Source organism: Prevotella sp. C0026C3, assembly GCF_056590795.1.
In genome coordinates, this window is the sequence record NZ_JBWPWW010000002.1 from 168,518 (window position 1) to 194,738 (window position 26,221).

A 26,221-nucleotide genomic window follows, 5' to 3' on the forward strand; every position below is an offset into this window, starting at 1 on the left:
CTTATATCAATGTTGCATACTCGGTTGAATATCTCATCATTTGTTGTTCATAAGTCTCAGTGTAATCCACCAATACGTCCGTCACAGTCTTACCATCCGCACCATATTCGAGCTTTAACCACGGATTCAAAAAACCTTTATAAGGTGCTATATTCAGTTTCTTGTATCTTTCCAACACTTCATGATGCAGACTTGCATCAATCTTTACGCCATAGGTTTCAACCATCTGTCGGGCAGCCTCAAAGTCTCCTTCACTCTTGATACGCTGTACTTCTTTAAGTAGTTCTCCAAAAGAGTATCTAAGCTTTTGATAATCATCTACATGTAAGAAAGTCTTCGTATTAAGCTTAAATAGCTTAACATTACCTTCCGAATGGTTTAAAATCCAATTTCCTATCAACGCCCTATTCCTCATATGCGCCTCTTCCAGTTGTTGTCCTTCCTTTATTCTCACATTTTGAGTCAGCAAGCCATTCAACAAATAGGTATAGTATTGACTCTTGTAGGCTTCAGAAGAATCTAATAATCCTAACTCTATCAGCTTCGGATCTGCCACATAATAGAGTCCGAACAAATCTGCCCTAGCCTCCTCTATCGTATTACCATAAGCTTTTAAAGCCTCCGTTGTAACACCGGGCAAAGTCCGTCCACTTCCATGCCCTAGACATTCATGCAGGTCAGTATGCAAATCATCGCAGATATCACCATACTTTTCTATCAGTTGGCGAGTTGCATCATCGTCTACAAATTCCTCCAAAAAGCCGTTGCCTTTTGCTATCTTATTATAAGCAGAAGTGAGATTTCCTATTGTCACACTTTTACTGCCATATTCTGTTCGAATCCAATCAGCATTAGGCAGATTGATTCCTATTGCGCTCGACGGATACTCATCGCCACCCAACATAGCGGCATTAACAACATTAGCTGTGACACCTTTTACTACTGGTTTCTTGAATTGAGGAGCAACCGGAGAGTGGTCTTCAAACCATTGGGCATTCCTACATATCGTTTGTGTTCGTTGAGTAGCTTGCAAATCCTTATATTCCACAAGCCCTTCCCAAGTACCTTTCATACCAAGTGGGTCACCATACACTTCTATAAAACCATTGATAAAATCTACTTGTCCATCTAGTTCTTGCAGCCATTCAATAGAATAATTATCAAAAACTTCTAAATCTCCTGTTTCATAGTAACTTATCAACAATTCTATAACCCTTACTTGAGTTTCATTTTCAGCAAATTCCTTTGCCTTTCCTAGCCAATATACAATTTGTTGTAAGGCTGAACGATACATGCCATCCACTTTCCAAACTCGCTCCGATATACCATCGGCTGTTTTCAGCAGTTTGGAATTAAGTCCCCATGAGACTTTGCTATCCGGATATTTTTTGCGCAACTTGTCATAATATGCTTCTACTTCCGCTTGTTGTACCCCTTCGTAAAAATTACAAGCAGACGTTGATACCAAATCATCCCCATCGGTCTGATTGACTCTACGGGCACAAACTTCCGGAGAAAAGATGACCAGACATAGCTCATCTAGCAAATCTTTAGCATGTTCGTCAGTTTTTAATGGTAAAACTGATTCATCTACTTGCATCACTTGTTGACGCAAATAAGCCTCTGAAAAATCTGGTACAAACTTCTCACAACCATAATGATGATGTATTCCACTAGAAAACCAAACTCGCTTTAAATACACTACAAGCGCATCCCAACTACTATTATCACCATGATTCGTGCTATTCGTATAGACAGCCTCAAGCATCCGTCTAATACGTAGGTTATACTTTCCATTTTGGTCGAACGTGATGTCACGCCCTATCAACGTTGCTTTCGACAAATAATATATATATAATTTCTGCTGAAGAGTCAATTCTTCAAATCCTTCTAACTTATATCGCAGCATCTGTAAATCTGCGAATCGTTCTCCCGAATAATTAAAATTATCTTGCATTCTTCTTTTATATGTTTGTTCACTCGTTATTATCCGCCTTTCCTTTTGATGAAGAGGGCCTTTTGGTATAGCCTCCATGCTGAAACCTATATTCTCGCGGAGTACACTTATTCTGTTTATAAAACGCAGCATAAAAGCTCTGCCTGTTGGCAAACCCGACCATATCGGACACATCTTCCATATTCAATTTACCGAATCTCTTACTCGCCAAAATACCCATAGCCTCTTCTACGCGATACTTATTTACCAAAGAAGTATAGTTCATGTGAAACTTCACATTTACTACTGCAGAGATATAACGAGTGTTAGTACCCAAATCTTCTGCCAGTTTTTTTGCAGAGTAGTCCTTATCCTTATAATGTTTCTGTTTAAACAGAATCTCATGAACTTTCTTCTTAAGCTCATCCATTAAACACGAATTGACCAACGAACGGTACACGGCCTTCTTTTCTTTCTTCTCTGTAATATTATACTTACTCATAGCAATATACTTTTGACTAGACAAATATAGGGAAAAATAATAACATTACCGACTTTACTTATCATTTTTTACTACCGTCGATTATAAGATATATACCACTATATCACAGTAACCAGCATCATTTTTCCTTGTATTCCAAATCTAATAGCAATCAGCCATCTATACCATCAATCCGTTGCACGGGCTTAGCAACACTGCTGTCAAGCCCATTCAGCAATTCTGCAAATACACAACAGCAATTCTGCAAAGCCCACTCAGTAAAATCAGAAACGCCTAGTGCTAATCCATGCGAGACTTATAGTCTTCGTAATCATACTCTCGAAGGATAGTTAAATTACCGCTATCATCAGCTATTCCTAATGCGGGATGCGAGATACCATTGAATGTATTGGTCTTGACAGTAGTGTAATGTATCATGTCCTCAAATATAATATTCTCTCCAATTTGCAGTTGATGGTCGAACTGCCAACTACCCATGAAATCGCCGGATAGACAGCTATTGCCACCTAATCTATATATATAGGCATCTAAACTTGCACCGTTTGCCGCCTCCATGGGTAAAGTCTTCGCATTGCGTACAGCTGGCTGATAAGGCATTTCAAGACAATCGGGCATATGACAAGTAAAACTTACATTCAATATGGCAGTCTGTATGCCATGGTCTTCTACCACATCTACAACCTGCGATACGAGCGGACCAGTCTGCCAAGCAAAGGCACTACCAGGCTCAAGTATTACTTGCAGATGAGGATATCTATCATGGAAACCTTCCAAAATACGAATGAGTAGGTCAACATCATAGTCACTTCGTGTCATCAAATGTCCCCCACCAAAATTAATCCACTTCAATTGTGAGAACCAAGGAGAAAACTTTTCTTCTATATGTTGGAGTGTACGCTGGAACACATCGGCTCCACTCTCGCAATGACAATGACAATGAAAGCCCTCTACGTCGTTCGGAAATGTGACCGGAAGCTTATCGGCCGTAACTCCAAATCGCGTACCGGGGGCACAAGGATTATACAAATCAGTACCAACTTCCGAATATTCAGGATTTACCCGCAGGCCTATGCTTATCTTAGGATTGCCAGCTTTCACTCTTTGAGCGTATCGAGCGTATTGCGATAACGAATTAAATGTCAGATGACTAGAGTGCTTTGCAATTTCGTCTATCTCATAATCAGTATATGCAGGAGAGAACGTATGCGCCTTACTCCCAAACTCGTAAAATGCCAATTTAGCCTCATTGAGAGAGCTAGCAGTCGTTGCTCCGATATACTCTTTAAAAATTGGGAAAGTTTTCCACAAAGCATAAGCTTTAAAAGCCAATATTATTTCTACATCAGTAGCTTTTGCAACATGCTGAATCAATTCCAAATTACGTCTCAGTTTGGATTCTTCCAAGATATAAATCGGACGATGAATCCCTGCAAAAGTAGTCAAGTCGACAGTCATTCTCTGTAAAGTTAGTATTTTATAGTGCAAAGATAGTTTTTTAATCAGTAATAAATTGGGAGTTTATAATAAAATTCATAAATTTGCATCGGTAAATATTTACAGACGGATGAAGCTAGTAATAATGACTAAATCTTCTTTCTTTGTTGAAGAAGATAAAATTCTTGTCACACTCTTTGACGAAGGGATGGACAATTTACATCTCTATAAGCCAGATTCATCCTCTCTTTATGAAGAGCGACTATTGTCGTTAATCCCAGAACAGTATTACAAACGTATCACCCTACACGAGCATTTCTACCTCAAGAAAGAATATAATCTGGCTGGCATTCATTTAGACACTCCTTCTATAGAAGTGCCGGATGGCTACAAAGGCAAGGTTAGTCGCACATGCACAGATATTGCTCAACTCAAAGAAATGAAGAAGAAATCAAACTACGTCTTTTTGAAGAATGTATTTGATTGTATTGAGTTTAAGGATGAAAGGTCGAATTTCAGTATAACAGAACTGGAGAATGCCGCAGCTAAAAGGCTTATAGATAAGAAGGTATATGCGCTAGGAGGTATGGGACTCGATAATATTGCAATCGCTAAAGAACTTGGATTTGGCGGAGTAGTGATTTGTGGCGATATGTGGAAACGGTTCGACATTCACAACCAAGTAGACTTTAAAGATTTGGTAGGCCACTTCGAGCAATTAAGAAAAGCAATTGATTAATAAACTTAAATCAAAATAAAACGCTAATGGAAATGAGTGAAAACAACTCTTTTTTGGTTTTCTCGGGAACAAGTACGAGATACCTTGCAGAAAAAATTTGTGCCAGTCTCGGTTGTCCCTTAGGCAATCTAGTAGTAACAAGATTCTCTGATGGTGAATTCGCAGTGTCTTATGAGGAATCCATTCGCGGCCGTGACGTCTTCCTCGTACAAAGCACTTTTCCCAATTCAGACAATCTTATGGAGCTTCTGTTGATGATTGACGCAGCCAAACGTGCTTCTGCACGCCATATCATTGCCGTTATTCCCTACTTCGGATGGGCACGTCAGGACCGCAAAGACAAACCGAGAGTCAGCATTGGAGCCAAGCTAGTGGCCGATCTTCTCAGTGTTGCGGGCATTGATAGATTGATTACAATGGACTTGCACGCCGACCAGATTCAAGGATTCTTTGATGTTCCTGTAGACCACTTGTATGCTTCAGGCGTCATTCTGCCTTATTTACAGAGTCTTCACTTGAAGGATTTAGTGATAGCTTCGCCCGATGTGGGTGGTTCTAAGCGTGCTAATACCTACGCTAAGTACCTCGGTTGTCCGCTCGTTCTTTGCAACAAAACACGCGCTCGTGCCAATGTTGTAGACAGCATGCAAATTATTGGTGACGTTGCCGGCAAGAATGTGGTTATCGTTGATGATATGGTAGACACCGCAGGAACCATTACCAAGGCGGCCGACATAATGAAAGAAGCCGGAGCTTTGAGCGTTCGTGCATGCGCTTCACACTGCGTTATGAGCGGTCCTGCATCTGAGCGTGTACAGGATTCGGCTTTGGAAGAGATTGTATTCACCGACTCTATCCCTTATTCTCACCGCTGTGCGAAAGTTAAGCAGCTCTCTGTTGCCGATATGATAGCCGAAACTATCAAGCGCGTAGTTCAGAATGAGAGCATCTCTTCACAATATTTGGTATAAAAATTATCTATATATAAAAAAGAAACCCCGGTTATCAATTTGATAACCGGGGTTTTATATATGACAGAATATTTATTCTAAGACCTCTATACAAAGACAAGTTGTGGTAGATGTGCTCACTCTGAACCTATTATCCGTTCTCTCTCCTACCAACCATATGATTTTCCCGTTGGCATCTTCCACGACTAATTGCACTTCTTTTTGGAATCGTGTGCGCTTCTTATCGGTCAAATAGTCACTTATAAGCTTAGAACCTGCCATACCAAATGGGACAAACCGATCGCCTGTAACAGCATACCTTACCGTCAACGGATAGGCTGTTTTATTGAAATCCAATGTTGCCCTATTGCGTTCTCGGCTAATAATGAAGCTCTCATCATATTTACATTCAGAGAATTTGAACTTCTTTTGCTCATCCCAAACATATACTCCATTCTCCGGAATTTTTATTTTCCTTTGTAAATCTTGGGACATTGCAATCGAGAGTATCAAATATTGGCGGTCTATTAGTAATCCCCAATCACAAGAACTCCATCTTTTTCCTACTCCATCCGGTATAGAATGCCATATTTCTTCTATTTGCGGTGGAGAGAACTGATATGCTGTTAATAATTCAAACAGAACAAACTCACCATAAAAATATTCTTGCAACTTAGTTTTACTGATGAGTATTTCCGTCTCTTTTTGGGAAACTATCACATCATTAACAGCTTGTTTGACAGTCTCATCCAGTATATTCTCCGCCCCAGATAAGTATAGAAGAGTACGTGACATGTTTCTCCGAAATGCAGGATTCATATTTTCCATCAGTGGAATCACTTGATGTCGAATCTTATTTCTCACGTATTCGTCTCCCAAATTAGAGCTGTCAACAACGTAAGATTGCCCTATTTCGGCGAGATAATCCATGATTTCTGATCGCGACACACACAGCATAGGGCGCAAAACATGGCCATTTTGAGGAGCAATACCGGTCAGTCCATGAAGTCCGGTACCCCTTAATAGATTGATAAAAAACGTCTCTATACTATCATCTAGGTGATGCGCCACACATATACCTTGCCCATCCAAGTCTTTCAACAACTGTTCGAAATAATTATAACGCAGTTGTCGGGCAGCCATTTCAATACTTAATTTATACTTCTTTGCATATTCATAAGTATCAAAATGGACTGTATGAAACTTAATATCTAATTGTTGACACAGGTCTTTGCAAAATTTTTCATCGCGTATCGACTCTTCTCCACGCAAATTAAAATTGCAATGAATAGCCTCAATAGAGTATCCTAATCCACAAAGTACACGTAATAAGGCTACACTATCAGGACCACCACTCAATCCGACAAGATAAGTTGCATCGTGATTCAGCAGATGCTCATGCCTAATAAAGTCTCTAACCTTATTTATAAAAAGGCTTTGTGCTTTACTCATTATTCTACATACAATACCAATCCCTTCAAATATTCACCTTCAGGATGATAAATATTGATTGGATGATCAGCCGGTTGATGAAGTTGATGCAAGATTCTTACATGGCGACCAGCCTGTGCTGCCGCAGTAAAAACAGCACTACGGAAGTTGTCTTTAGTAATAACTTGCGAACAACTAAACGTAAACAAGATACCACCACGCCTGATTTTCTGCAATCCTTTGACGTTCAAACGCGTGTAACCTTTCAATGCATTGTGTACAGCGGCACGATGTTTGGCAAACGCCGGAGGATCTAACACCATCAAATCATATGTATCATCATGTTGATCAAGATATTTAAAAGCATCCTCACAGATTGCTTCATGTCGCAAATCATTGGGAAAATTGAGGTCTATGTTTCTATTTGTCAACTCAATAGCCTTAGCACTACTATCTACAGAATGGACTAATTTGGCTCCACCTCGCATCGCATAGACAGAGAATCCACCTGTATAGCAGAACATATTCAGCACTGATTTCCCGGCAGAATATTGCTCTAAGAGCATTCTATTCTCACGTTGGTCTACAAAGAAACCTGTCTTTTGGCCACGCAACCAGTCTACATGGAATTTCAAACCATTCTCTATGGTCACGTCATCATCCGTATTGCCGTGGATAAAGCCATTTTCTTGTCCTAGTTCCGCTTTGAAAGGGAGGGTTGTTTCGCTTTTATAATAAATGGCATCCAGCTGGTTTCCCATCACTTCCAACAAAGCTTCACATATCTGATAACGACTTAAATGAATGCCAACACTATGCGCCTGCATCACAGCTGTCCGCCCATAACAATCTATAATAAGCCCCGGCACTAAGTCACCTTCACCATGTACCAGTCGATAAGTCATGTTTTTACTACCAACAACACCAATTCTCGCTCTCATAGTCAGTGCATCCGACAATCTTGAGGTCCAAAAATCATGGTTGATTTCAATGTCTTTGAAAGACAATACTCGTACAGCTATTGAACCAATTTGGAAATGCCCAACGGCAATAAAGTTCTTATCTGCCGTATAGACACGTACAACTTCGCCCTCTTCTATACCTTCATCAGCATGATGGATAGCCCCAGAGAATATCCAAGGATGGAAACGTTTTAATGATTCTTCTTTACCTTTCTTTAAGTAAATTGACTTATATGGCATAATTATGAATTGCTACTTAATGCTATTTTATTATTATCTGTATCCTGTTTCTCCTCTTCGTTTGCTATCAAATCATAGTCTTTAGTCTTCATAAGACGAGAAATTTCTTCATAAAGATTGACACATGCCCACGCATCAATAGCTGCATATACTTGCTGCTTTTCATTTAATACATCGGCATCCCAATTGGTGAGTCGTTGACGTTTACTGATCTTCTCATGAAAGATATTTGCATACAACTTCTGTAAACTCATATCCTTAATGCCAAGCAAGCCGACAATGTCCTGTAAATCGATAAAGAAACCGGGCACAAAAGCAGTGCGCCGATGTAGAGATAGTAAATCATCGTGCCATGACAAACCAATTTTGGGGACTGTAGTATCCTCCAATAGTCTAATAATAGGTGGACACATTCCTATCCTATTGAGCCGAAACAGGAAGCAAGTATCATGATTTGCCACTTGCAACAAAGATACTTTATGGCTCTCTCCTTTGTGAAAGGCAGGTCTAGTCTCAGTGTCAACACCTAAAATCTTACTTGATAGCAAATAGTCTACAGCTTTCTCAGCCTCACCTTCAGACAAGATTGTGATGATTCGCCCCGAAAATGAGACTGGTGGCAATAGGCTAATGGCTTTCTTGTCAAATTTACTATATATGATTTTTCTCATAAAGGGAAGTCTAATAGGGTGCAAAATTAGAAAAAAGATATGAATTTATGGGCGGTTATCACTTTTTTACACTATTTTTGCAATTAAATTTTTAAATACGCAAAAAGACATAATGGCAAGAAAAAAAACTGAACGTAAGCCTAAAAATATAAGCGAAGCAATCGGTTTAAAAAACAATATAGGCAGCGAAAAATCAGACTTTTTATTAGGTGTAGTCCTCGTTATAGTGGCAGTATACATGATTATTGCCATGGTATCATATTTCAACACAGGGCAAGCCGACCAAAGTTTACTAGAAGATTTGAGGCCGGGCGAATGGCTCAATAGCAAGCATGAGTTCTCCAATTACTGTGGTTCATTAGGCGCTATCATTGCATACGAATTGATTGCAGTGAATTTTGGTCTCACATCATTTCTTATTCCGGCTTTTATTATATTGGCAGGTCTTCGTTTGATGCGAGCTTATAGAGTCAATCTTTGGAAGTGGTTCCTATGCACAATGCTTGTTATGATATGGGGCTCTGTCACATTTGCCAAATTCCTAACTCCTTTCATGGGTGGTCAGGTCTTCAATCCCGGGGGAAATCATGGGCTATTTTGCGTCCAACAATTAGAGAATGTCGTAGGCCCTCCGGGCCTTACAGCTCTCTTAGTGCTTGTAGCTTTAACCTTTCTTACCTACTTGAGTGCCGAAACTATCGAAGTGATAAGGAAAGCACTTAACCCTGTTAAGTATCTCACAAACAAAGTTAAGTTCAGCGTCACAAATTTCTCGCACCACGAAGAAAATACTGTCGAACCAGAATCCCCCGAGATTTCCGACTCAGAAGACGAAGAGGAAGAAGATAAAAATGGTGAGCCTACGACTATAACGCCCCAAGAAGAAAAGGTTTCACCGGTAGTAGATTTAACAAATTTCGCTCCTTTGCAAAAGACAGAGAAGCCAGAAGTAAAAAATCCTAGCACTCCAAAATTCGATGAAACCGGTGATAATACACTCAAAGTAGAAGTAGTTAAGCAAGAAGAGACTGCTACCGGTAAGAATCTAAATATCGAAGAGATCCTGAAAACACCTATCAATCCATTGGAGCCATACACCAAATATAAGTTCCCCACATTGGACTTATTGAAAAAGTATGATGATAACGGTAGTCCACAGGTGGATATGGACGAAATCAAGGCCAACAATGCTCGTATTGTAGAAGTGCTTAATAGCTTCCGTGTCAGCATCAAAGAGATTAAAGCAACAGTAGGTCCAACCATCACCCTCTATGAGATTACTCCTGCAGAAGGTGTAAGAATCAGTAAGATTAGAAACCTAGAAGACGACATTGCACTTAGTCTTTCTGCTCTCGGAATTCGTATTATCGCTCCTATTCCGGGCAAGGGAACCATCGGTATAGAAGTTCCTAACAAGCATCCACAAATAGTTTCAATGGAAAGTATCCTCAATTCAAAGAGATTCCAAGAGACTAAGATGGAGCTACCATTAGCCATTGGTAAGACTATTACCAACGAAGTGTTCATGGTAGACTTAGCCAAACTGCCCCATTTACTTGTTGCGGGTGCCACAGGCCAGGGTAAATCCGTTGGTCTAAACGCCATCATTACTTCCCTACTCTACAAGAAACATCCGAACGAATTGAAATTCGTGCTAGTCGATCCCAAGAAAGTTGAGTTCAGCATCTACCATAAGATAGCCTCTCACATGATGGCTTGTCTACCCGAAAACGACGAAGAACCAATCATCACTGATGTCACGAAAGTCGTAAAGACATTGAAGAGCCTGTGCGCACTCATGGATCACCGCTATGATTTATTAAAGATTGCCGGAGCAAAGAACATTAAAGAGTACAACAAGAAATACGTCAATCACGAACTCAATCTGACCAAAGGGCATGAATATATGCCTTATATCGTGGTCATTATCGATGAATTCGGAGATTTGATTATGACTGCCGGCAAAGAGATTGAACTACCAATAGCCCGTATAGCACAGTTGGCACGTGCCGTAGGTATCCACATGGTCATTGCCACACAGCGTCCAACAACCCATATCATCACCGGTAATATCAAGGCTAACTTCCCCGGAAGAATGGCATTCAGAGTGAGTTCACAGATTGACTCAAGAACCATTCTCGACCGTTCAGGAGCTAATCAACTTGTCGGCCGAGGCGACTTATTGTTCTTAAATGGCAATGAACCGGTACGTGTACAATGTGCCTTCGTTGACACACCGGAAATAGAGAACATCAATAATTATATTTCTGACCAGCCGGGACCCGTAGAACCAATGGAATTACCGGAGCCTCCATCAGACGAAGGTGGAAGTGTTGGCAACGGAGGTAGTGCCGACATACAGAATCTTGACCCATTCTTCGAGGAAGCCGCCCATGCCATCGTTATTTCACAACAAGGTTCTACCAGCATGATTCAGCGTCGTTTCTCTATCGGATACAATAGAGCGGGTCGCCTAATGGATCAATTAGAGCAAGTAGGTATTGTTGGTGCGGCACAGGGTTCCAAACCTCGTGACGTCTTAATTCAAGATGAAAACCAACTAAACATATTGCTTGCCCAACTCCACGGAGCCTGATATATATTTCCTTAAAAGCAATAAAACTATTGCAAGAGTTCTTAAAGTTAGATAAATACACTAAAAGTCTCATCTCATCACAGTGTATTTTTCTAACTTTGCTCATATTAAAACTAAAAGAATATGAACAAGAAACTATTCACATTATTATTTTTTATATCAGCTTGCTTTACAGGTTTGAAAGCTCAGACTCCCTCTCAAACCATGCAAATACTGGATAAGACGGCAGCTACATTGAATACAAAAGGAGGTGCCAGCGCTAATTTTTCGATTTCAGGTGATAATATTGGGAAAACAAGTGGTACCGTAACTGTTAAAAAGAATAAGTTCGTTGCCCACTCCCCTCAAGCCACAATCTGGTATAACGGAAAGACGCAATGGACTTACATGAAAAGTTCCAACGAAGTAAACATCACTACTCCTAATGAGGCCAAGCAAGCTGTAATGAATCCTTATGCATTCGTGACCATCTATAAGAGCGGCTACAACATGTCATCCAGTACGCAAGGGAATAATTATAAAGTTCATTTAACAGCCCAAAATACCAAACGTCCACTCAAAGAACTTTATCTGCTTATCAACAAGAAGACTTACGTTCCTAGCCAAGTGAAGGTGTTACAAGGAAAGAATTGGCTTACCATTAATATTACCAACTTCCAAAAGAAGAAGATATCAGACAGTGTTTTCTCGTTTAATTCTAAAGAATATCCTTCGGCAGAAGTGATCGATTTACGATAGAAAACAGTTTTTAGGTCCCCAATCGGACGCTAACCAATATTCAACACATCTATCTCATATTACTGCGACGCCTTTGCAATATCACTGCCTAGTCATCGCAGTAATGCTGTAAAGCCTGTTCACCGTTGCTGACTCGGCATTTCAGCAATATCTAAGAATTCACATGATAACACAAAACCATGTAATGAGCTTTTCCATAATAAACCAACTTTATCGCAACACTCAAATATAACATTCTTTAACCCCATTGAGTAACAATTGTTACTCATCCACTTCCATTAACTAACCTATCTTTGCGCCATCATTAATCAATTATTATATTAAAACATTATGATGGAAAATAAGATGTTCTGTTTTCAATGTCAAGAAACAGCAAAAGGTATTGGATGTACTTTAAGAGGCGTATGTGGAAAATTGCCACAGACTAATAAATACATGGATTTACTACTGAGTATTACTAGAGGTATCGGTACGATAGACCATGAACTCAGTAAAGCAGGTATCAATACTGGTATAGAGGTAGATGACTTCATTGTTGATGCGCTCTTTACAACCATCACTAATGCGAATTTTGACGATGAAGCTTTGCTTAAACGCATTGATAATGGAATCGAACTCAAGAAGCGACTCATGACTTTGACGGATCAGAACAACATCTCCCTACCCGATTATCAAGAAGTAAAATGGACTGGAGAGAGAAATGAATACGACGCAGAAGGAGAAAGACAAACCGTACTTCGCAATACCAACGAGGATCTGCGCTCGCTGAAAGAACTTATGGTTTTGGGCTTGAAAGGAATTGCTGCCTATTACGAACATGCTGCCCGTCTCGGCTATCGGGATGAAACCATCACAGACTTCATGAGTGCGGCTTTGGCCGGCATTACTGATCCAGATACTGAAATGAATACACTGCTTAACCTCGTACTAGAGACTGGCAAGCAAGGCGTGGCTGTCATGGCACTCCTAGACAAGGCCAATACCAGCTCATACGGCAATCCAGAAATCACAAAGGTCAATATCGGTGTAGGCAAAAGGCCGGGTATATTAATTTCCGGACACGACCTTCACGACATAGAAGACCTATTGAAGCAGACCGAAGGTACCGGTATCGATGTGTATACACACGGCGAGATGCTACCAGCACACTATTACCCACAGTTAAAGAAGTACAAGCATTTGGTAGGAAACTATGGTAATGCATGGTGGAAACAGAAAGAAGAATTCTCGACTTTCAACGGTCCTATCGTATTTACGACCAACTGTATCGTTCCACCATTGCCTAACGCCAACTATAAAGAGCGCGTATTCACGATGAACTCTACCGGATTCCCCGGTTGGAAGCACATTGAGACACAAGCTAACGGACACAAGGACTTCTCTGAAGTAATAGAATTGGCCAAGACATGTGAAGCTCCTACCGAAATAGAACAAGGAGAAATTATCGGCGGTTTCGCACATAACCAGGTATTCGCTCTTGCCGATAAAACAGTCGAAGCTGTTAAGAACGGTGCCATCCGCAAGTTTGTTGTTATGGGGGGATGTGACGGTCGCTTCAAAGATCGCAACTATTACACTGAATTCGCTCAGAAATTACCCAAAGATGTCATCATCCTTACCTCCGGTTGTGCCAAATATAAGTACAATAAATTGAACCTTGGAGATATCAACGGCATTCCACGTGTACTTGATGCAGGACAATGTAATGACTCTTACACATGGGCTGTTGTAGCATTAAAGTTAAAGGAAATCTTTGGAGCAGCCGATATCAACGACCTACCTATCGCATTCAACATCGCATGGTACGAACAAAAGGCTGTCATCGTACTATTAGCCTTGCTGAGTTTAGGCATCAAAAATATCCATATCGGCCCTACACTTCCTGCATTTGTATCGCCAAACGTACTCAAAGTACTTGTAGACAACTTCGGATTAGGCGGTATCACAACTGTAGAAGAAGACTTAAAACTGATGATAGGATAACGATCAGTATGATACTATTCACATGTACAACGGTTCTTCATTGACCAGCAGGTCGAGAAAGAGCCGTTGCTCTTGTATGGTAAGTTTTTTTTTAGTACCTTTGCATCCAATTATTATAATAAGGTATATACAAAAAATGATAACAGTTTCGAATCTTGCAATCCAGTTTGGAAAGAGAGTTCTTTATAAAGATGTAAATTTAAAATTCACTCATGGTAACATCTATGGCGTCATCGGAGCCAATGGTGCGGGTAAGTCCACCCTATTAAAGGCCATCAGTGGTGAACTTGAGCCAAACAAGGGAACTGTAGAACTCGGTCCGGGTGAGCGCCTGTCTGTGCTGGAACAAGACCACTTCAAGTACGATACATTCAAAGTATTGGATACAGTCCTCATGGGACACCAGCCTCTATGGACCAACATGAAAGAGCGCGAAGCCCTCTACTCCAAGCCAGAGATGACAGAAGAGGATGGAAACAGGGCTGCAGAACTAGAAGAAAAGTTTGCTGAAATGAATGGTTGGGAAGCTGAAAGCGAAGCTGCTCAACTACTCCAGAACCTCGGAATCAAAGAAGATAGACACGATAAGTTGGTGAGTGAACTTTCTAACAACGAAAAAGTGCGCGTCATGTTGGCCAAAGCTCTTTTTGGACACCCTGACAACCTGCTACTCGATGAGCCTACCAACGACTTGGATCTCGACACAGTAGAATGGTTGGAAGAATATCTTGGCAACGTAGAACAAACAGTCTTGGTTGTCAGCCACGACCGTCACTTCTTGGACTCAGTAAGTACCCAGACTGTAGATATTGACTTTGGCAAGGTTACTGTATTCTCCGGGAACTATAGTTTCTGGTATGAGAGTTCGCAATTGGCACTCCGTCAGGCTCAAAATCAGCGCATGAAAGCAGATGAGAAACGTAAGCAATTGGAAGAATTTATCCGCCGTTTCTCTGCCAATGTGGCAAAGAGTCGCCAGACCACCAGCCGCAAGAAAATGCTAGAGAGACTGAATGTAGAAGAAATTCGCCCAAGTAGCCGTAAATATCCCGGTATTATCTTCCAAATGGAACGTGAACCCGGAAACCAAATTCTTGAAGTAGAAGGGTTAAAAGCGGTTGATGCTGATGGCACAGTACTCTTCGACAATGTCAATTTCAACATAGAAAAAGGAGAAAAGGTAGTATTCCTTAGCCATAATCCAAAAGCCATGACGGCACTATTTGAGATTATCAATGGCAACAGGGAAGCTACTGCTGGAACCTACAAATGGGGCGTTACCATTACAACGGCCTACTTGCCTCTTGATAACACAGAATTCTTTGACAGCGATTTGAATCTAGTAGACTGGCTCGGACAATTTGGTACAGGAAACGAAGTCATGATGAAAGGCTATCTCGGCCGAATGCTCTTCAGCGGCGAAGAGGTGGAGAAGAAAGTCAACGTGCTTTCCGGTGGAGAGAAAATGCGTTGTATGATTGCTCGCATGCAATTGCAAAACGCAAACTGTCTCATACTAGATACCCCAACCAACCACCTAGACCTTGAAAGTATTCAAGCTTTCAACAATAACCTAGTCAACTTCAAAGGCAACATATTATTCTCAAGTCACGACCATGAGTTTATCGAGACGGTGGCAAATCGTATCATAGAATTGACTCCAACAGGAACAATAGACAAATTGATGAGTTACGACGAGTACATCTACGATGAACAGTTGAAAGCCCAAAGAGCAACTATGTACTAATCCAAATGCCATCTTTTATTTTCTCAAAAAGGTGGCATAACATTTGCATAGAACCTTTATAAATAGTTTATATGATGTCAGAAGAAAACATAAAAGAAACAGAACTGAACGAGGATAAGAACCAGCAGAGTGCTGAATCTACAGAAAACCAACAAGAAGATGTAGAAACTCAAGAAGCTGAAACAAAAACAGAAGAACCGAAAGAAGTAGACCCTCTAACAGAAGTACAACAAAAGTTAGATAGTCTGACCGATCAATATCTTCGTACAGTTGCAGAATTTGAGAACTACAAAAAGCGTACTCGTAAAGAGAAAGCCGAATTGATAGAGAATGGTGGAGAACGTTCTATCTCTGCAATTCTCCCTATTATTGACGACTTTGAACGTGCTCTAGACGATAAGACCGAAGATCCGAAAGCCATCAAAGAAGGTATGGAACTTATCTTCAAGAAGTTTATGAAATCGCTAGAAGGACTTGGCGTCAAGAAGATTGATACCGAGGATGCCGAGTTCAACACAGACTTCCATGAGGCTATTGCCATGGTTCCCGGTATGGGAGACGACAAAAAAGGCAAAATTATTGATTGCGTTCTTACGGGATATACACTCAACAACAAAGTGATTCGCCATGCCAAGGTGGCAGTAGGACAATAATATGGCACAGAAAAGAGATTACTATGAAGTGCTGGGGCTAGATAAGAACGCCTCAGAAGATGATATAAAGAAGGCTTATCGAAAGCTAGCTATCAAGTATCATCCGGATAGAAATCCCGGAAACAAGGAAGCTGAAGAGAAATTTAAAGAAGCCGCAGAGGCTTACGACACTCTCCATGACCCACAAAAACGCCAACAATACGATCAATTCGGATTCAATGCACCGGGCGGAGGATTTGGTGGCGGATTCAGTGGTGGCATGGATATGGATGATATCTTCTCTATGTTTGGAGATATCTTCGGCGGTCATTCCGGATTTAGTGGATTTAGTGGATTCGGTGGCGGCAGCCAACAACAGAAACCACAATACCGCGGAGCAGACTTAAGACTAAAGGTTAGACTCTCTTTGAAAGAAGTTGCAACTGGTGTAGTCAAGAAATTCAAAGTAAGAAAAGATGTCGAATGTGAGCATTGTCATGGCTCTGGTGCAGAGGCAGGAAGTGGCTCTGAGACTTGTTCTACCTGTGGTGGAAGAGGCTATGTGGTAAAGACCGTTCGTACAATGCTTGGCATGATGCAGACCCAAACAGAGTGTCCTACTTGTCACGGTGAAGGAAGTGTCATCAAAAACAAATGTCATGAGTGCCATGGTAGCGGCGTTAAAAAAGGCGAAGAGGTCGTAGAAATCAAGATTCCGGCTGGTGTTGCCCAAGGTATGGTGGTCAATGTGCCCGGCAAGGGAAATGCCGGGCAACACAATGGGATTTCTGGTGACATCCAAGTTTATATTGAAGAGGAAGAGAATGATACATTTGTAAGAGATGGACAAGATCTCATCTACAATCTCCTACTGGACTTCCCGACAGCGACTTTAGGCGGCGAGGTAGAGATTCCAACACTTCAAGACACGAAAGTTAAAATCAAGATTGAACCGGGAACACAACCCGGTAAAACCCTTAGACTTCGTGGCAAAGGCCTGCCTGCTGTCAGTGGATATGGCAATGGCATCGGAGATATGGTTGTCAACATCAGCGTCTATGTCCCCAAGACTTTGACTGCCGACGAAAAGAGCATTCTAGAAGAATGGACATCCCATGATAACTTCAAAGGCGACAATACCACTAAGCGTACTATATTTCAGAAATTTAGAAACTACTTTTCTTGAAAATGAACTATAAAGAAACTGTAGAATATTTATTCAATAGCACCCCTGTTTTCGAACAAGTGGGTGCTACTGCATATAAGGAGGGATTATCAAACACACACATACTTGACAAACACTTTGGATTTCCGCATCAAACATACAAAACAATCCACATAGCAGGAACCAACGGAAAGGGGTCTTGCTCGCATACCATAGCTTCTATCTTACAAGCAAGCGGATATAAAGTAGGCTTATATACAAGTCCACATCTTGTTGATTTTCGTGAACGCATTAGAGTTAATGGTGAATGTATCAGTGAAGAGTATGTAGTAGATTTCGTCGCAAAAGAAAAAGATTTCTTTGAACCACTCCATCCGAGTTTCTTTGAATTAACCACAGCCTTAGCATTCAAATACTTTAAAGACGCGCAGGTAGACATTGCTGTTATAGAAGTTGGACTCGGTGGACGCCTCGATTGTACCAATATCATTACTCCACTGTTGTCTATCATTACTAACATTAGCCTCGATCATACCCAATTTCTCGGAAATACGATTGCTAAAATCTCTGCTGAGAAAGCCGGTATCATTAAGCTTTCTATACCAGTTGTTGTAGGAGAATATACAGAAGAAAGCAAACCGGTATTCTTGCAGAAAGCATCCGAATGCTCCTCTCCTATCGTATTTGCAGAAGATAGTAAAGAGATTCTTGACGCAACTACCTGTGAGCAAGGGGGGATTGACTATATTTCAAAAGATTATGGTAACTTTCATGGAGAACTGGGAGGGAACTATCAAATTAAAAATACAAACACAGTCTTAACAGCAATCAAACTTCTAAATTCCATTCTCAATATTCCACAAAATGCCATTCATGCCGGTTTCCGGAATGTATGCGAGTCTACCGGGTTAGTGGGACGTTGGATGACTCTCCAGCAGACGCCAAAAGTAATTTGCGACACGGGACATAATGTCGGTGGATGGAATTATATTGCCTCTCAACTTAAAAGTCAACAATATAAGTATTTGCATATCGTTTTTGGCATGGTAGACGACAAAGACATTCTTGCCGTAATGGAAATGTTACCACAGAATGCCACATACTATTGGACTAGAGCTTACAGTAAACGTGCCATACCGGAAGAACAAATTCAAGACATTGGCGATTCATTAGGATACAAAGGACAACATTTTCCTACCGTAAAAGAAGCTTACCTAACAGCATTACAATATGCAAACAAAGAAGACCTTCTATTTATAGGAGGCTCTAGCTATATAGTAGCAGATTTACTCACCTATTTACGCTCTAATATCGCCCAATAAAGGATGATTCTTAAAAAATGTAGTAGCCTGCTTTTTTTCAGTTTTTTAATTTGGGTTATTCATTTTTTTTCAGTTACTTTGCAATAGAGAAAGGTAACTAAAAACTTTACGATATTATGAGCACAACAGAAACTGAAAACATTTGTGGCCTGAGAAGAGAGGATTTTCAGACCACTATTGGAGGTAAGCAAACAGACCTCTACATCCTGAAAAATGCAAATGGAAACGAAGTTGCTATCACAAACTACGGCGGTGCACTTGTTGCTATTATGGTTCCTGACAAAGATGGAAAGAGAGCTAACGTGATTCAAGGGCACGACAATATCCAAGATGTTATTAATTCTCCAGAGCCTTACTTATCAACCCTTATTGGAAGGTACGGCAATCGTATTGCTAAAGGAAAGTTCCAACTTAATGGTAAGAAATACGAACTATTCGTAAATAATGGTCCCAACTGCCTACATGGTGGGGAAACCGGTTGGAATGCCAAAGTATGGGATGCAGTCTTAATGAATCGAAAAGAGTTGTCACTCACTTATGTATCTCCATACGGTGAAGAAGGATTTACCGGAGAAGTAAAAGTTCACGTTACTTATACTTGGACTGACGAAGACGAACTTGTCATCAACTACTTGGCAGAAACGAATAAGAAGACTATTGTTAACCTTACAAACCACGGTTTCTTCTCATTAGCGGGAATTGCCACCCCTACTCCAACCATTGATAATCTGATTTGTGAAATCAATGCTGACTACTATCTACCTATTGATGAAACTTCAATCCCTACAGGGGAAATTCTCAAAGTAGCCGACACTCCATTCGATTTCCGCAGCCCTAAACCTGTAGGACAAGATATAGACGCGGACGATGAGCAAATCAAAAATGGCGCAGGTTACGACCATTGCTACGTATTAAACAAGAATGAAGAAGGCGAAATGTCGTTTGCTGCAAAGATTATAGAACCTAATAGTGGACGAACAATGGAAGTCTATACTACTGAACCCGGTGTTCAGTTATATACTCACAACTGGGCTACAGGATATCCCGGTCAACATGGCGCTACATTCGGGCGTCGTTCTGCCATTTGTTTCGAATGTCAACATTTCCCAGATACCCCTAATCATCCTTATTTCCCAAGTGTACAGCTCTGTCCGGATAGAAAGTACAAACAGAAAACTATCTATAAATTTGGCATCGATAAATAATATCATTTTTCAAAAGGAAATAATCATAAATTTTAAATTAATACAATGAGTCAACAAAAAAAACAATGGAGTGCCATCATCATGATGATTGCGCTCTTTGCTATGATTGCGTTCGTTACTAACCTTTGCAATCCTATGGCTACTATTCTTAAAAATCAATTTGCAGTTTCCAACGTTTTAGCACAGGTAGGAAACTATGGAAACTACATGGCATATCTATTAATGGGTATTCCTTCAGGAATGCTTATCAGAAAGATTGGCTATAAGAAGACGGCTATGGCAGCTCTCGTAATTGGTATCATCGGCCTCTTGTTCCAGTGGTACAGCGGTATGGCTTCTAGCAACAACTTCCTTATTTATTTAATCGGTGCTTTTGTTGCAGGCTGTACGATGTGTATGCTTAACACTGTTGTGAATCCTATGCTTAACCTCCTTGGTGGTGGTGGTAACAACGGAAACCAGCTTATCCAAATAGGTGGTACATTCAACTCTGCAGCAGCTGTAGCTTGCTATATCGTAATGGGCGCCCTTGTAGGAGATGCAGCCAAAGCTAAGATTTCAGATGCAACTCCAGCCTTGATGTTGGCTATTGCTATCTTTGCCGTAGCTTTGATTGTTATTGCTTTAACAAAGATAGAAGAACCTAAGAGTGAGCCTGTCCAGAAAGCAGTTAGCACTGAAAAAGATCCTCATAGTGCATTCTCTTTCCGTCACTTCAACTTGGGTATCCTTGCTATCTTCATGTACATGGGCGTAGAAATTGGTGTACCTAACTATGTAAACCAATACTTGACAACTGCTCCTGATGCTGCTACACCGGGCCTAGGTATGGATACTCAGATTGCCGGACTTATCGTAGCCGTGTACTTCTTGTTTATGATGATTGGACGTTTTACAGGCGGTGTTATCGGTTCTAAGGTATCTGCTAAGATGATGTTGACAATTACATCCGGAGTTTCTGTAATTCTTACTCTCTTCGGTATGTTTGCTCCTACATCAGTTATGGTTACTGTTCCCGGTATTGATTGGGCTAATCTTTCTGTAATTACTGCTCAAGTACCCGTTGGAATCTTCGCATTCTTGTTGGTAGGTATTTGTGCTTCCGTTATGTGGGGTAGCATATTCAACCTTGCCACTGAAGGTCTTGGCAAATATACAGCTATTGCCTCAGGTGCATTTATGACCATGGTATGTGGTTGTGCAGTATTCCAAGGTCTCCAAGCATTAGTTGCCGACGTTACCGGTTCATTCCTGACCTCTTATTGGGTGGTTGTATTGTGTGCAGCTTACATCCTATTCTACGCTCTCATCGGCTATAAGAATGTAAACAAAGATATCCCTGTAGAATAAATAAAAACTATCTCTAACACCTAAACATTTTATATTATGAATATTGAACATGTAAGAAGTAGGTTCATCAAACATTTTGATGGCTTGACTGGTAACATATATACGTCTCCCGGCCGAATCAACCTTATCGGTGAACATACAGACTACAATGGTGGGTTTGTATTTCCCGGAGCTGTGGACAAAGGAATTATGGCAGAGATTAGACCTAATGGTACTGATACTGTCATGTGCTACTCTATTGACCTGAAGGACAGAGTAGAATTCAAAGTGAACGATCCCGAAGGACCACACGCTACTTGGGCACGTTATATCTATGGTATTATCCAAGAGATGAAAAAGCTTGGTGTTGATGTCAAAGGATTTAATACAGCTTTCGCTGGTGACGTTCCCCTTGGAGCAGGTATGAGTTCTAGCGCAGCATTAGAGAGTTGCTTCGCTTTTGCTTTAAACGATTTGTTCGGTGACAATAAGGTTTCTAAATGGGATTTAGCATTAGCTGGCCAAGCTACAGAGCACAAATACATTGGTGTAAACTGTGGTATCATGGATCAGTTTGCAAGTGTCTTTGGGCAAGAAGGTAAACTAATGAGACTCGATTGTCGTAGCCGTGAGTTTGAATATTTCCCATTTAATCCAAAAGGTTACAAACTTGTCTTAGTTGATTCAAAAGTAAAGCACGAGCTAAAGGGTTCTCCTTATAATGATCGCAGAAACAGTTGCGAGAATGTAGTAAAACATATTGCTGCTAAATATCCTGACCAGAAGTTTGAGACATTACGCGACTGCACTTGGGAACAACTCGAAGCCGTTCGTTCAGAAGTTGGTGAAGAAGATTATACACGTGCACATTTCGTTCTTGGAGAGAAGGATCGTGTCCTCGCAGTGTGCGATGCTTTGGAAAAAGGAGACTACGAAACTGTAGGTCAAAAGATGTATGAAACACATTACGGCTTAAGCAAAGAGTACGAAGTAAGCTGTGAAGAACTAGACTTCTTAAATGACCTCGCAAAAGAATGTGGCGTAACAGGAAGCCGAATCATGGGAGGTGGCTTTGGTGGATGTACCATCAATCTTGTAAAGGAAGATCTCTATGACAGTTTTATCAATACTGCTAAGCAAAAGTACACAGAAAAGTTTGGTCATGCACCAGCAGTTTATGATGTAGTTATTAGCGACGGTAGTAGAAAAGTCTGCTAACATCTAAGTACTTCAATAAAAAAGTCCTCACAACTTAAATAATGTTGTGAGGACTTTTATTTGTTATATTCAGCAGATTAATTCTGCTCTACACGCTCTACTTCACCGGGTAAATGGAACTGATATCTTTGATCAAACACCTTATTAACAGTATTAATTTCCAAGAAAGTAGTACCTCCGCCTTCACCAAAAGAACCACTTAGATAGGCAATCTTGTCCTCTAGATTGATATACCCCTTCTGTCTCAACATTCTCAATGCTGCAAAAAACATATACTGTGAAGATACATGCTCCTTCTGATAAATAGGTATTACGCCATAACTTAGATTAAGCCAACGCTGCGTCTTTTCCTTATAACAGATAGCAAGCACTGGAACCGGTCCTCTAAAGGCAGCAAGATTACGTGCCGTCTGACCAGTTTCACTGTCTGTAATAATTCCCTGTACACCTAATTGAACTGTCGATTCTATCGCAGCATGTGCCAAGAACTCTCGTTGGTCACACCCTACATTAATAGGAATTTCAATATCATTCTCACGTTGTTTGTCTCTTTCTGCCTGTTCTGCGATTCTTGCCATCGTCTGAACAGCCTCTACCGGGTATTTTCCACTAGCGGTCTCACCACTTAACATCAATGCATCAGTACGATAATAAATGGCATTTGCAATATCAGTCACTTCCGCTCTTGTTGGACGAGGATTGTTAATCATCGTATGAAGCATCTGAGTCGCTACAATCACAGGCCTCTTTTTCAAAATACATTTGCGTATAATTTGACGCTGAATACCCGGAATACGCTCTATAGGAACTTCTATACCTAAATCTCCTCTGGCCACCATAATACCATAAGAAGCGTCTATAATTTCATCAATATTATCTACACCTTCTTGGTTTTCAATTTTAGAAATAATCTTGACGTCACTATTATGTTCATCCAAAATAGTTTGTACAGCCTTAATATCCGCAGCATTACGAACAAAAGAATGGGCTATAAAATCAATATCAAGTTCTATTGCCAAAAGAATATTCTGCTCATCTTTCTCAGTAATAGCAGGCAAATCAATATGCTCACCCGGTACGTTGACACTTTTTCGTGCCCCAAGTGTTCCATCATTCTGTACTTGACCAACAAGCATCGGACCTACATTCTCGAATATTTTTATATCCAACTCACCATCATCAAATAACAAATGATCGTTTACTTTCACATCCTTGCAGATGTCAGAATAACTTAAATTGATAATGTCATGAGAAGTATCCATTCCCGGACGACCGAATATTTTTACTACATCTCCTGTCTTATATGATATAGGAGACTCCACTGCTGTCGTTCTAATCTCCGGTCCTTTCGTATCAATCATAATACCTATATGAGGTGATACAGCACGGATATTCTTGACAATAGTGCGGATACCATCAGGAGTTGCATGGGCTGTATTAATACGTGCCACATTCATCCCCGCAAAAAAAAGCTTTCTAATAAAATCCTGATCACATCTGCGATCGCTGATTGAAGCTACTATCTTAGTTTGTTTCATATTGCTAGCGATTTATTTAATATTGCAAAGTTACGGAATTCAAACTAAAAACACGAATAGCAAAAATATAAAAATAATGATTTTGTTATAAATCTACAGTCCATTATGTTAAAACATTAATATCATCAATAAAAAAACAAAACTCCCCTCTATCACTCCTAACAAGTGACAGAGGGGAGTCTATCCTATGAGATGGGCGCTAGAATGGCAAATCGCTATCCTGCCCATCATCCATAGCAGGGGCTGTAGGTACAGCAGATTGTGTCGGAATCGGTGTATTACCGAATGTTCCAACCGGAGCTGCAGCAGGTGCCATACCAATGGAAGCCGGGTCTACCGGCCTCACATCAAAAGCACGGATATTATTAAACCAACGTCCATTGTACTCATGTGCATCAATATCGAAAGACACTGAAATCTCTTGTCCTACTTGAATATTGAATCTCTGTAGACGTTCTGCACCAAAAACATCAAATACCATTTTATGTGGATAAGCCTCATGTGTTTCAATTACAAAACTCTGGGATTTCCATTCACCACGGGCAGAGACGCCACTACGCTCAGGAAGTACTGCAATAACTTTTCCTTGTAACTCCATTATATTTTTATTTAATACTATTGATAACTTTGTAGTTTGCGAAATTACTAAAATAGTTCTAAAAAGAGAACATTTCATACGTTTTTTTTGCCGGTGACAATGGTTTTTCGTATTTTTGTGCAACGGAAAATCAGATTAATAATTTTAAACAACATACTAATGAGATTTACGATTTCTAGCAGCTTGCTCAATAATAGACTGCAGTCATTGGCAAAAGTAATTAATAATAAAAATACATTGCCCATACTAGATTGCTTCCTGTTCGAAGTGTCTGGGAACGAATTATCTGTCACAGCATCTGACAGTGAGAATGTCATCAAATCAACCCTCTCACTAGATGAGGCTGATCAAAATGGAGTTTTTGCAGTACCTAGTAGAACCTTATTGGATGCCGTCAAGGAACTTCCAGAACAGCCACTAACTTTCGAAATTGATACCAATTCATATTCTGTGCAGATTATATATCAAAATGGTGTTTACAACTTTACTGCACAAAATGCTAACGAGTATCCCAAAAACACTTCTATTACAGACGATGTAACCGTTATCACCATACCGGCAGCCGTCCTATTAGACAATGTTTCTCGTTCTATTTTTGCCACAGGACAAGACGAATTAAGGCCGGTAATGAGCGGTATCTATTTTGATCTGACAAACGAAAATCTAGCCATTGTTGCCAGTGATGGGCATAAACTTGTGCGCAACCAGATACTAAATATCAAGAACTCAACACCAGCCTCATTCATTCTTCCCAAGAAGCCTGCAATGCTTTTGAAGGGAATTCTCGTCAAGGATGATACAGAGGTCATCATTAAATTCAATGCTAGAACTGCGGAATTTACAACAAGCAACACAGTACTCACATGTAGATTAATTGAGGGAAAATATCCAAATTACAACTCTGTCATCCCTAGAAATAATCCAAACAAGCTAACTATTGACAGAAAAATTCTCATAGGAGCCCTCCGTCGTGTTCTCCCATTTGCTAGTGAAAGCAGCCAATTGGTTCGCTTCCATCTTGAAAGTGGCAAACTACGCCTGAGTTCAGAGGATGTAGACTTCGCTACCAGTGCTAAGGAAGAAATCGTATGTGATTACGATTCCTCTATTATCAGCATTGGTTTCAAAGGAAGCTCTATGCAGGAAATCCTCAACAACATGGAAAGTGAAGAAGTAGATATCTTATTGGCAGATCCTAGTCGTGCCGGTATAGTTATTCCTACTCAGCAACCGGAAAATCAAAATATCCTCATGCTGATTATGCCAATGCTTCTGAACGATTAAT

The 26,221-nt window shown here is 40.5% G+C and carries 21 protein-coding genes; 13 read left to right on the forward strand and 8 right to left on the reverse strand.

All coding sequences use genetic code 11. The features are described 5' to 3' along the window. Position 1: 1 nt before the first annotated feature. The 3 genes from AC1EK4_RS01885 to nspC all read right to left on the reverse strand — a co-directional run bounded on the left by AC1EK4_RS01885 (position 2) and on the right by nspC (position 3,893). Positions 2-1,957, reverse strand: a complete 1,956-nt coding sequence (locus tag AC1EK4_RS01885; protein WP_480356805.1) for a dipeptidyl-peptidase 3 family protein — start codon at positions 1,955-1,957, stop codon at positions 2-4. 19 nt (positions 1,958-1,976) lie between these two features. Continuing rightward, positions 1,977-2,438, reverse strand: coding sequence for a helix-turn-helix domain-containing protein (locus AC1EK4_RS01890; RefSeq protein ID WP_480356806.1), 462 nt, complete (start codon positions 2,436-2,438; stop codon positions 1,977-1,979). Between the two features lie 279 nt (positions 2,439-2,717). Beyond that, positions 2,718-3,893, reverse strand: coding sequence for a carboxynorspermidine decarboxylase (gene nspC, locus AC1EK4_RS01895; RefSeq protein ID WP_480356807.1), 1,176 nt, complete (start codon positions 3,891-3,893; stop codon positions 2,718-2,720). Between the two features lie 109 nt (positions 3,894-4,002). Here nspC and AC1EK4_RS01900 point away from each other — a divergent pair, with 109 nt between their 5' ends. Both AC1EK4_RS01900 and AC1EK4_RS01905 read left to right on the forward strand, forming a co-directional pair. Then, positions 4,003-4,611, forward strand: a complete 609-nt coding sequence (locus AC1EK4_RS01900; RefSeq protein ID WP_036898746.1) for a thiamine phosphate synthase — start codon at positions 4,003-4,005, stop codon at positions 4,609-4,611. A gap of 32 nt (positions 4,612-4,643) precedes the next feature. Next, the gene (locus AC1EK4_RS01905; protein ID WP_036898754.1) at positions 4,644-5,582 is read left to right on the forward strand and encodes a ribose-phosphate pyrophosphokinase; all 939 of its coding nucleotides are present in this window, start codon (positions 4,644-4,646) and stop codon (positions 5,580-5,582) included. A gap of 72 nt (positions 5,583-5,654) precedes the next feature. Here the strand turns inward: AC1EK4_RS01905 and tilS are convergent, their stop codons facing one another. Genes tilS through AC1EK4_RS01920 form a run of 3 tightly spaced genes read right to left on the reverse strand, consistent with a single transcriptional unit; the run spans position 5,655 to position 8,865 of the window. Next, positions 5,655-7,013: a tRNA lysidine(34) synthetase TilS gene (gene tilS / locus AC1EK4_RS01910; RefSeq protein ID WP_480356809.1), complete on the reverse strand. Its 1,359-nt coding sequence runs from the start codon at positions 7,011-7,013 to the stop codon at positions 5,655-5,657. Next, a complete protein-coding gene (locus tag AC1EK4_RS01915) occupies positions 7,013-8,194 on the reverse strand; it encodes a class I SAM-dependent rRNA methyltransferase (RefSeq protein ID WP_480356810.1) in 1,182 nt (393 codons plus the stop codon). Before AC1EK4_RS01915 ends, tilS begins: the two co-directional genes overlap by 1 nt. 2 nt (positions 8,195-8,196) lie before the next feature. Then, a complete protein-coding gene (locus AC1EK4_RS01920) occupies positions 8,197-8,865 on the reverse strand; it encodes a 3'-5' exonuclease (protein ID WP_036900427.1) in 669 nt (222 codons plus the stop codon). Positions 8,866-8,977: 112 nt separating this feature from the next. Here AC1EK4_RS01920 and AC1EK4_RS01925 point away from each other — a divergent pair, with 112 nt between their 5' ends. The 10 genes from AC1EK4_RS01925 (at position 8,978) to galK (ending at position 22,800) form a co-directional block, all read left to right on the forward strand. Beyond that, positions 8,978-11,461, forward strand: a complete 2,484-nt coding sequence (locus AC1EK4_RS01925) for an FtsK/SpoIIIE family DNA translocase (RefSeq protein ID WP_480356812.1) — start codon at positions 8,978-8,980, stop codon at positions 11,459-11,461. Between the two features lie 123 nt (positions 11,462-11,584). Continuing rightward, positions 11,585-12,199: an outer membrane lipoprotein periplasmic chaperone LolA1 gene (gene lolA1 / locus AC1EK4_RS01930; RefSeq protein WP_480356814.1), complete on the forward strand. Its 615-nt coding sequence runs from the start codon at positions 11,585-11,587 to the stop codon at positions 12,197-12,199. A gap of 330 nt (positions 12,200-12,529) precedes the next feature. Beyond that, positions 12,530-14,182, forward strand: a complete 1,653-nt coding sequence (gene hcp, locus AC1EK4_RS01935; protein WP_480356815.1) for a hydroxylamine reductase — start codon at positions 12,530-12,532, stop codon at positions 14,180-14,182. A gap of 136 nt (positions 14,183-14,318) precedes the next feature. Continuing rightward, positions 14,319-15,929: an ABC-F family ATP-binding cassette domain-containing protein gene (locus AC1EK4_RS01940; RefSeq protein WP_036900416.1), complete on the forward strand. Its 1,611-nt coding sequence runs from the start codon at positions 14,319-14,321 to the stop codon at positions 15,927-15,929. Positions 15,930-16,000: 71 nt separating this feature from the next. Then, complete coding sequence (locus AC1EK4_RS01945; RefSeq protein ID WP_156431047.1) at positions 16,001-16,582, forward strand: nucleotide exchange factor GrpE; 582 nt, start codon at positions 16,001-16,003, stop codon at positions 16,580-16,582. Between the two features lies 1 nt (position 16,583). Further along, positions 16,584-17,747, forward strand: coding sequence for a molecular chaperone DnaJ (gene dnaJ / locus AC1EK4_RS01950; RefSeq protein WP_480356817.1), 1,164 nt, complete (start codon positions 16,584-16,586; stop codon positions 17,745-17,747). A gap of 2 nt (positions 17,748-17,749) precedes the next feature. Beyond that, positions 17,750-19,048 (forward strand): bifunctional folylpolyglutamate synthase/dihydrofolate synthase, encoded by a 1,299-nt coding sequence (locus AC1EK4_RS01955; protein ID WP_480356819.1) that lies wholly within the window; start codon positions 17,750-17,752, stop codon positions 19,046-19,048. A gap of 113 nt (positions 19,049-19,161) precedes the next feature. Continuing rightward, positions 19,162-20,253 (forward strand): aldose epimerase family protein, encoded by a 1,092-nt coding sequence (locus tag AC1EK4_RS01960; RefSeq protein ID WP_480356877.1) that lies wholly within the window; start codon positions 19,162-19,164, stop codon positions 20,251-20,253. A gap of 45 nt (positions 20,254-20,298) precedes the next feature. Further along, entirely contained in the window at positions 20,299-21,603 is a 1,305-nt protein-coding gene (locus AC1EK4_RS01965) for an MFS transporter (RefSeq protein ID WP_036900409.1), read from the forward strand. A gap of 36 nt (positions 21,604-21,639) precedes the next feature. Then, entirely contained in the window at positions 21,640-22,800 is a 1,161-nt protein-coding gene (gene galK, locus AC1EK4_RS01970; protein ID WP_480356821.1) for a galactokinase, read from the forward strand. Positions 22,801-22,877: 77 nt separating this feature from the next. Here galK and pyk read toward each other — a convergent pair whose 3' ends face one another. Together pyk and AC1EK4_RS01980 are read right to left on the reverse strand one after the other, a co-directional pair. Beyond that, complete coding sequence (gene pyk / locus AC1EK4_RS01975; protein ID WP_036900347.1) at positions 22,878-24,338, reverse strand: pyruvate kinase; 1,461 nt, start codon at positions 24,336-24,338, stop codon at positions 22,878-22,880. 199 nt (positions 24,339-24,537) lie between these two features. Beyond that, entirely contained in the window at positions 24,538-24,936 is a 399-nt protein-coding gene (locus tag AC1EK4_RS01980; RefSeq protein ID WP_036900343.1) for a DUF3127 domain-containing protein, read from the reverse strand. A gap of 159 nt (positions 24,937-25,095) precedes the next feature. On the opposite strand from AC1EK4_RS01980, the gene dnaN reads away from it, so the two are divergent. Continuing rightward, positions 25,096-26,220 (forward strand): DNA polymerase III subunit beta, encoded by a 1,125-nt coding sequence (gene dnaN / locus AC1EK4_RS01985; RefSeq protein WP_062433900.1) that lies wholly within the window; start codon positions 25,096-25,098, stop codon positions 26,218-26,220. The last annotated feature ends 1 nt before the right edge of the window (position 26,221 follow it).

Excerpts from the sequence above, each read along its gene's own strand:
- AC1EK4_RS01955 (WP_480356819.1), top strand. The coding sequence starts at position 17,750 with ATGAACTATAAAGAAACTGTAGAATATTTATTCAATAGCACCCCTGTT.
- AC1EK4_RS01945 (WP_156431047.1), top strand. The coding sequence starts at position 16,001 with ATGATGTCAGAAGAAAACATAAAAGAAACAGAACTGAACGAGGATAAG.
- dnaJ (WP_480356817.1), top strand. The coding sequence starts at position 16,584 with ATGGCACAGAAAAGAGATTACTATGAAGTGCTGGGGCTAGATAAGAAC.
- hcp (WP_480356815.1), top strand. The coding sequence starts at position 12,530 with ATGATGGAAAATAAGATGTTCTGTTTTCAATGTCAAGAAACAGCAAAA.
- AC1EK4_RS01900 (WP_036898746.1), top strand. The coding sequence starts at position 4,003 with ATGAAGCTAGTAATAATGACTAAATCTTCTTTCTTTGTTGAAGAAGAT.
- AC1EK4_RS01905 (WP_036898754.1), top strand. The coding sequence starts at position 4,644 with ATGAGTGAAAACAACTCTTTTTTGGTTTTCTCGGGAACAAGTACGAGA.
- nspC (WP_480356807.1), bottom strand. The coding sequence starts at position 3,893 with ATGACTGTCGACTTGACTACTTTTGCAGGGATTCATCGTCCGATTTAT.
- AC1EK4_RS01965 (WP_036900409.1), top strand. The coding sequence starts at position 20,299 with ATGAGTCAACAAAAAAAACAATGGAGTGCCATCATCATGATGATTGCG.
- lolA1 (WP_480356814.1), top strand. The coding sequence starts at position 11,585 with ATGAACAAGAAACTATTCACATTATTATTTTTTATATCAGCTTGCTTT.
- galK (WP_480356821.1), top strand. The coding sequence starts at position 21,640 with ATGAATATTGAACATGTAAGAAGTAGGTTCATCAAACATTTTGATGGC.
- AC1EK4_RS01980 (WP_036900343.1), bottom strand. The coding sequence starts at position 24,936 with ATGGAGTTACAAGGAAAAGTTATTGCAGTACTTCCTGAGCGTAGTGGC.
- AC1EK4_RS01940 (WP_036900416.1), top strand. The coding sequence starts at position 14,319 with ATGATAACAGTTTCGAATCTTGCAATCCAGTTTGGAAAGAGAGTTCTT.
- pyk (WP_036900347.1), bottom strand. The coding sequence starts at position 24,338 with ATGAAACAAACTAAGATAGTAGCTTCAATCAGCGATCGCAGATGTGAT.
- AC1EK4_RS01890 (WP_480356806.1), bottom strand. The coding sequence starts at position 2,438 with ATGAGTAAGTATAATATTACAGAGAAGAAAGAAAAGAAGGCCGTGTAC.
- AC1EK4_RS01920 (WP_036900427.1), bottom strand. The coding sequence starts at position 8,865 with ATGAGAAAAATCATATATAGTAAATTTGACAAGAAAGCCATTAGCCTA.
- AC1EK4_RS01925 (WP_480356812.1), top strand. The coding sequence starts at position 8,978 with ATGGCAAGAAAAAAAACTGAACGTAAGCCTAAAAATATAAGCGAAGCA.
- dnaN (WP_062433900.1), top strand. The coding sequence starts at position 25,096 with ATGAGATTTACGATTTCTAGCAGCTTGCTCAATAATAGACTGCAGTCA.
- AC1EK4_RS01885 (WP_480356805.1), bottom strand. The coding sequence starts at position 1,957 with ATGCAAGATAATTTTAATTATTCGGGAGAACGATTCGCAGATTTACAG.
- AC1EK4_RS01915 (WP_480356810.1), bottom strand. The coding sequence starts at position 8,194 with ATGCCATATAAGTCAATTTACTTAAAGAAAGGTAAAGAAGAATCATTA.
- tilS (WP_480356809.1), bottom strand. The coding sequence starts at position 7,013 with ATGAGTAAAGCACAAAGCCTTTTTATAAATAAGGTTAGAGACTTTATT.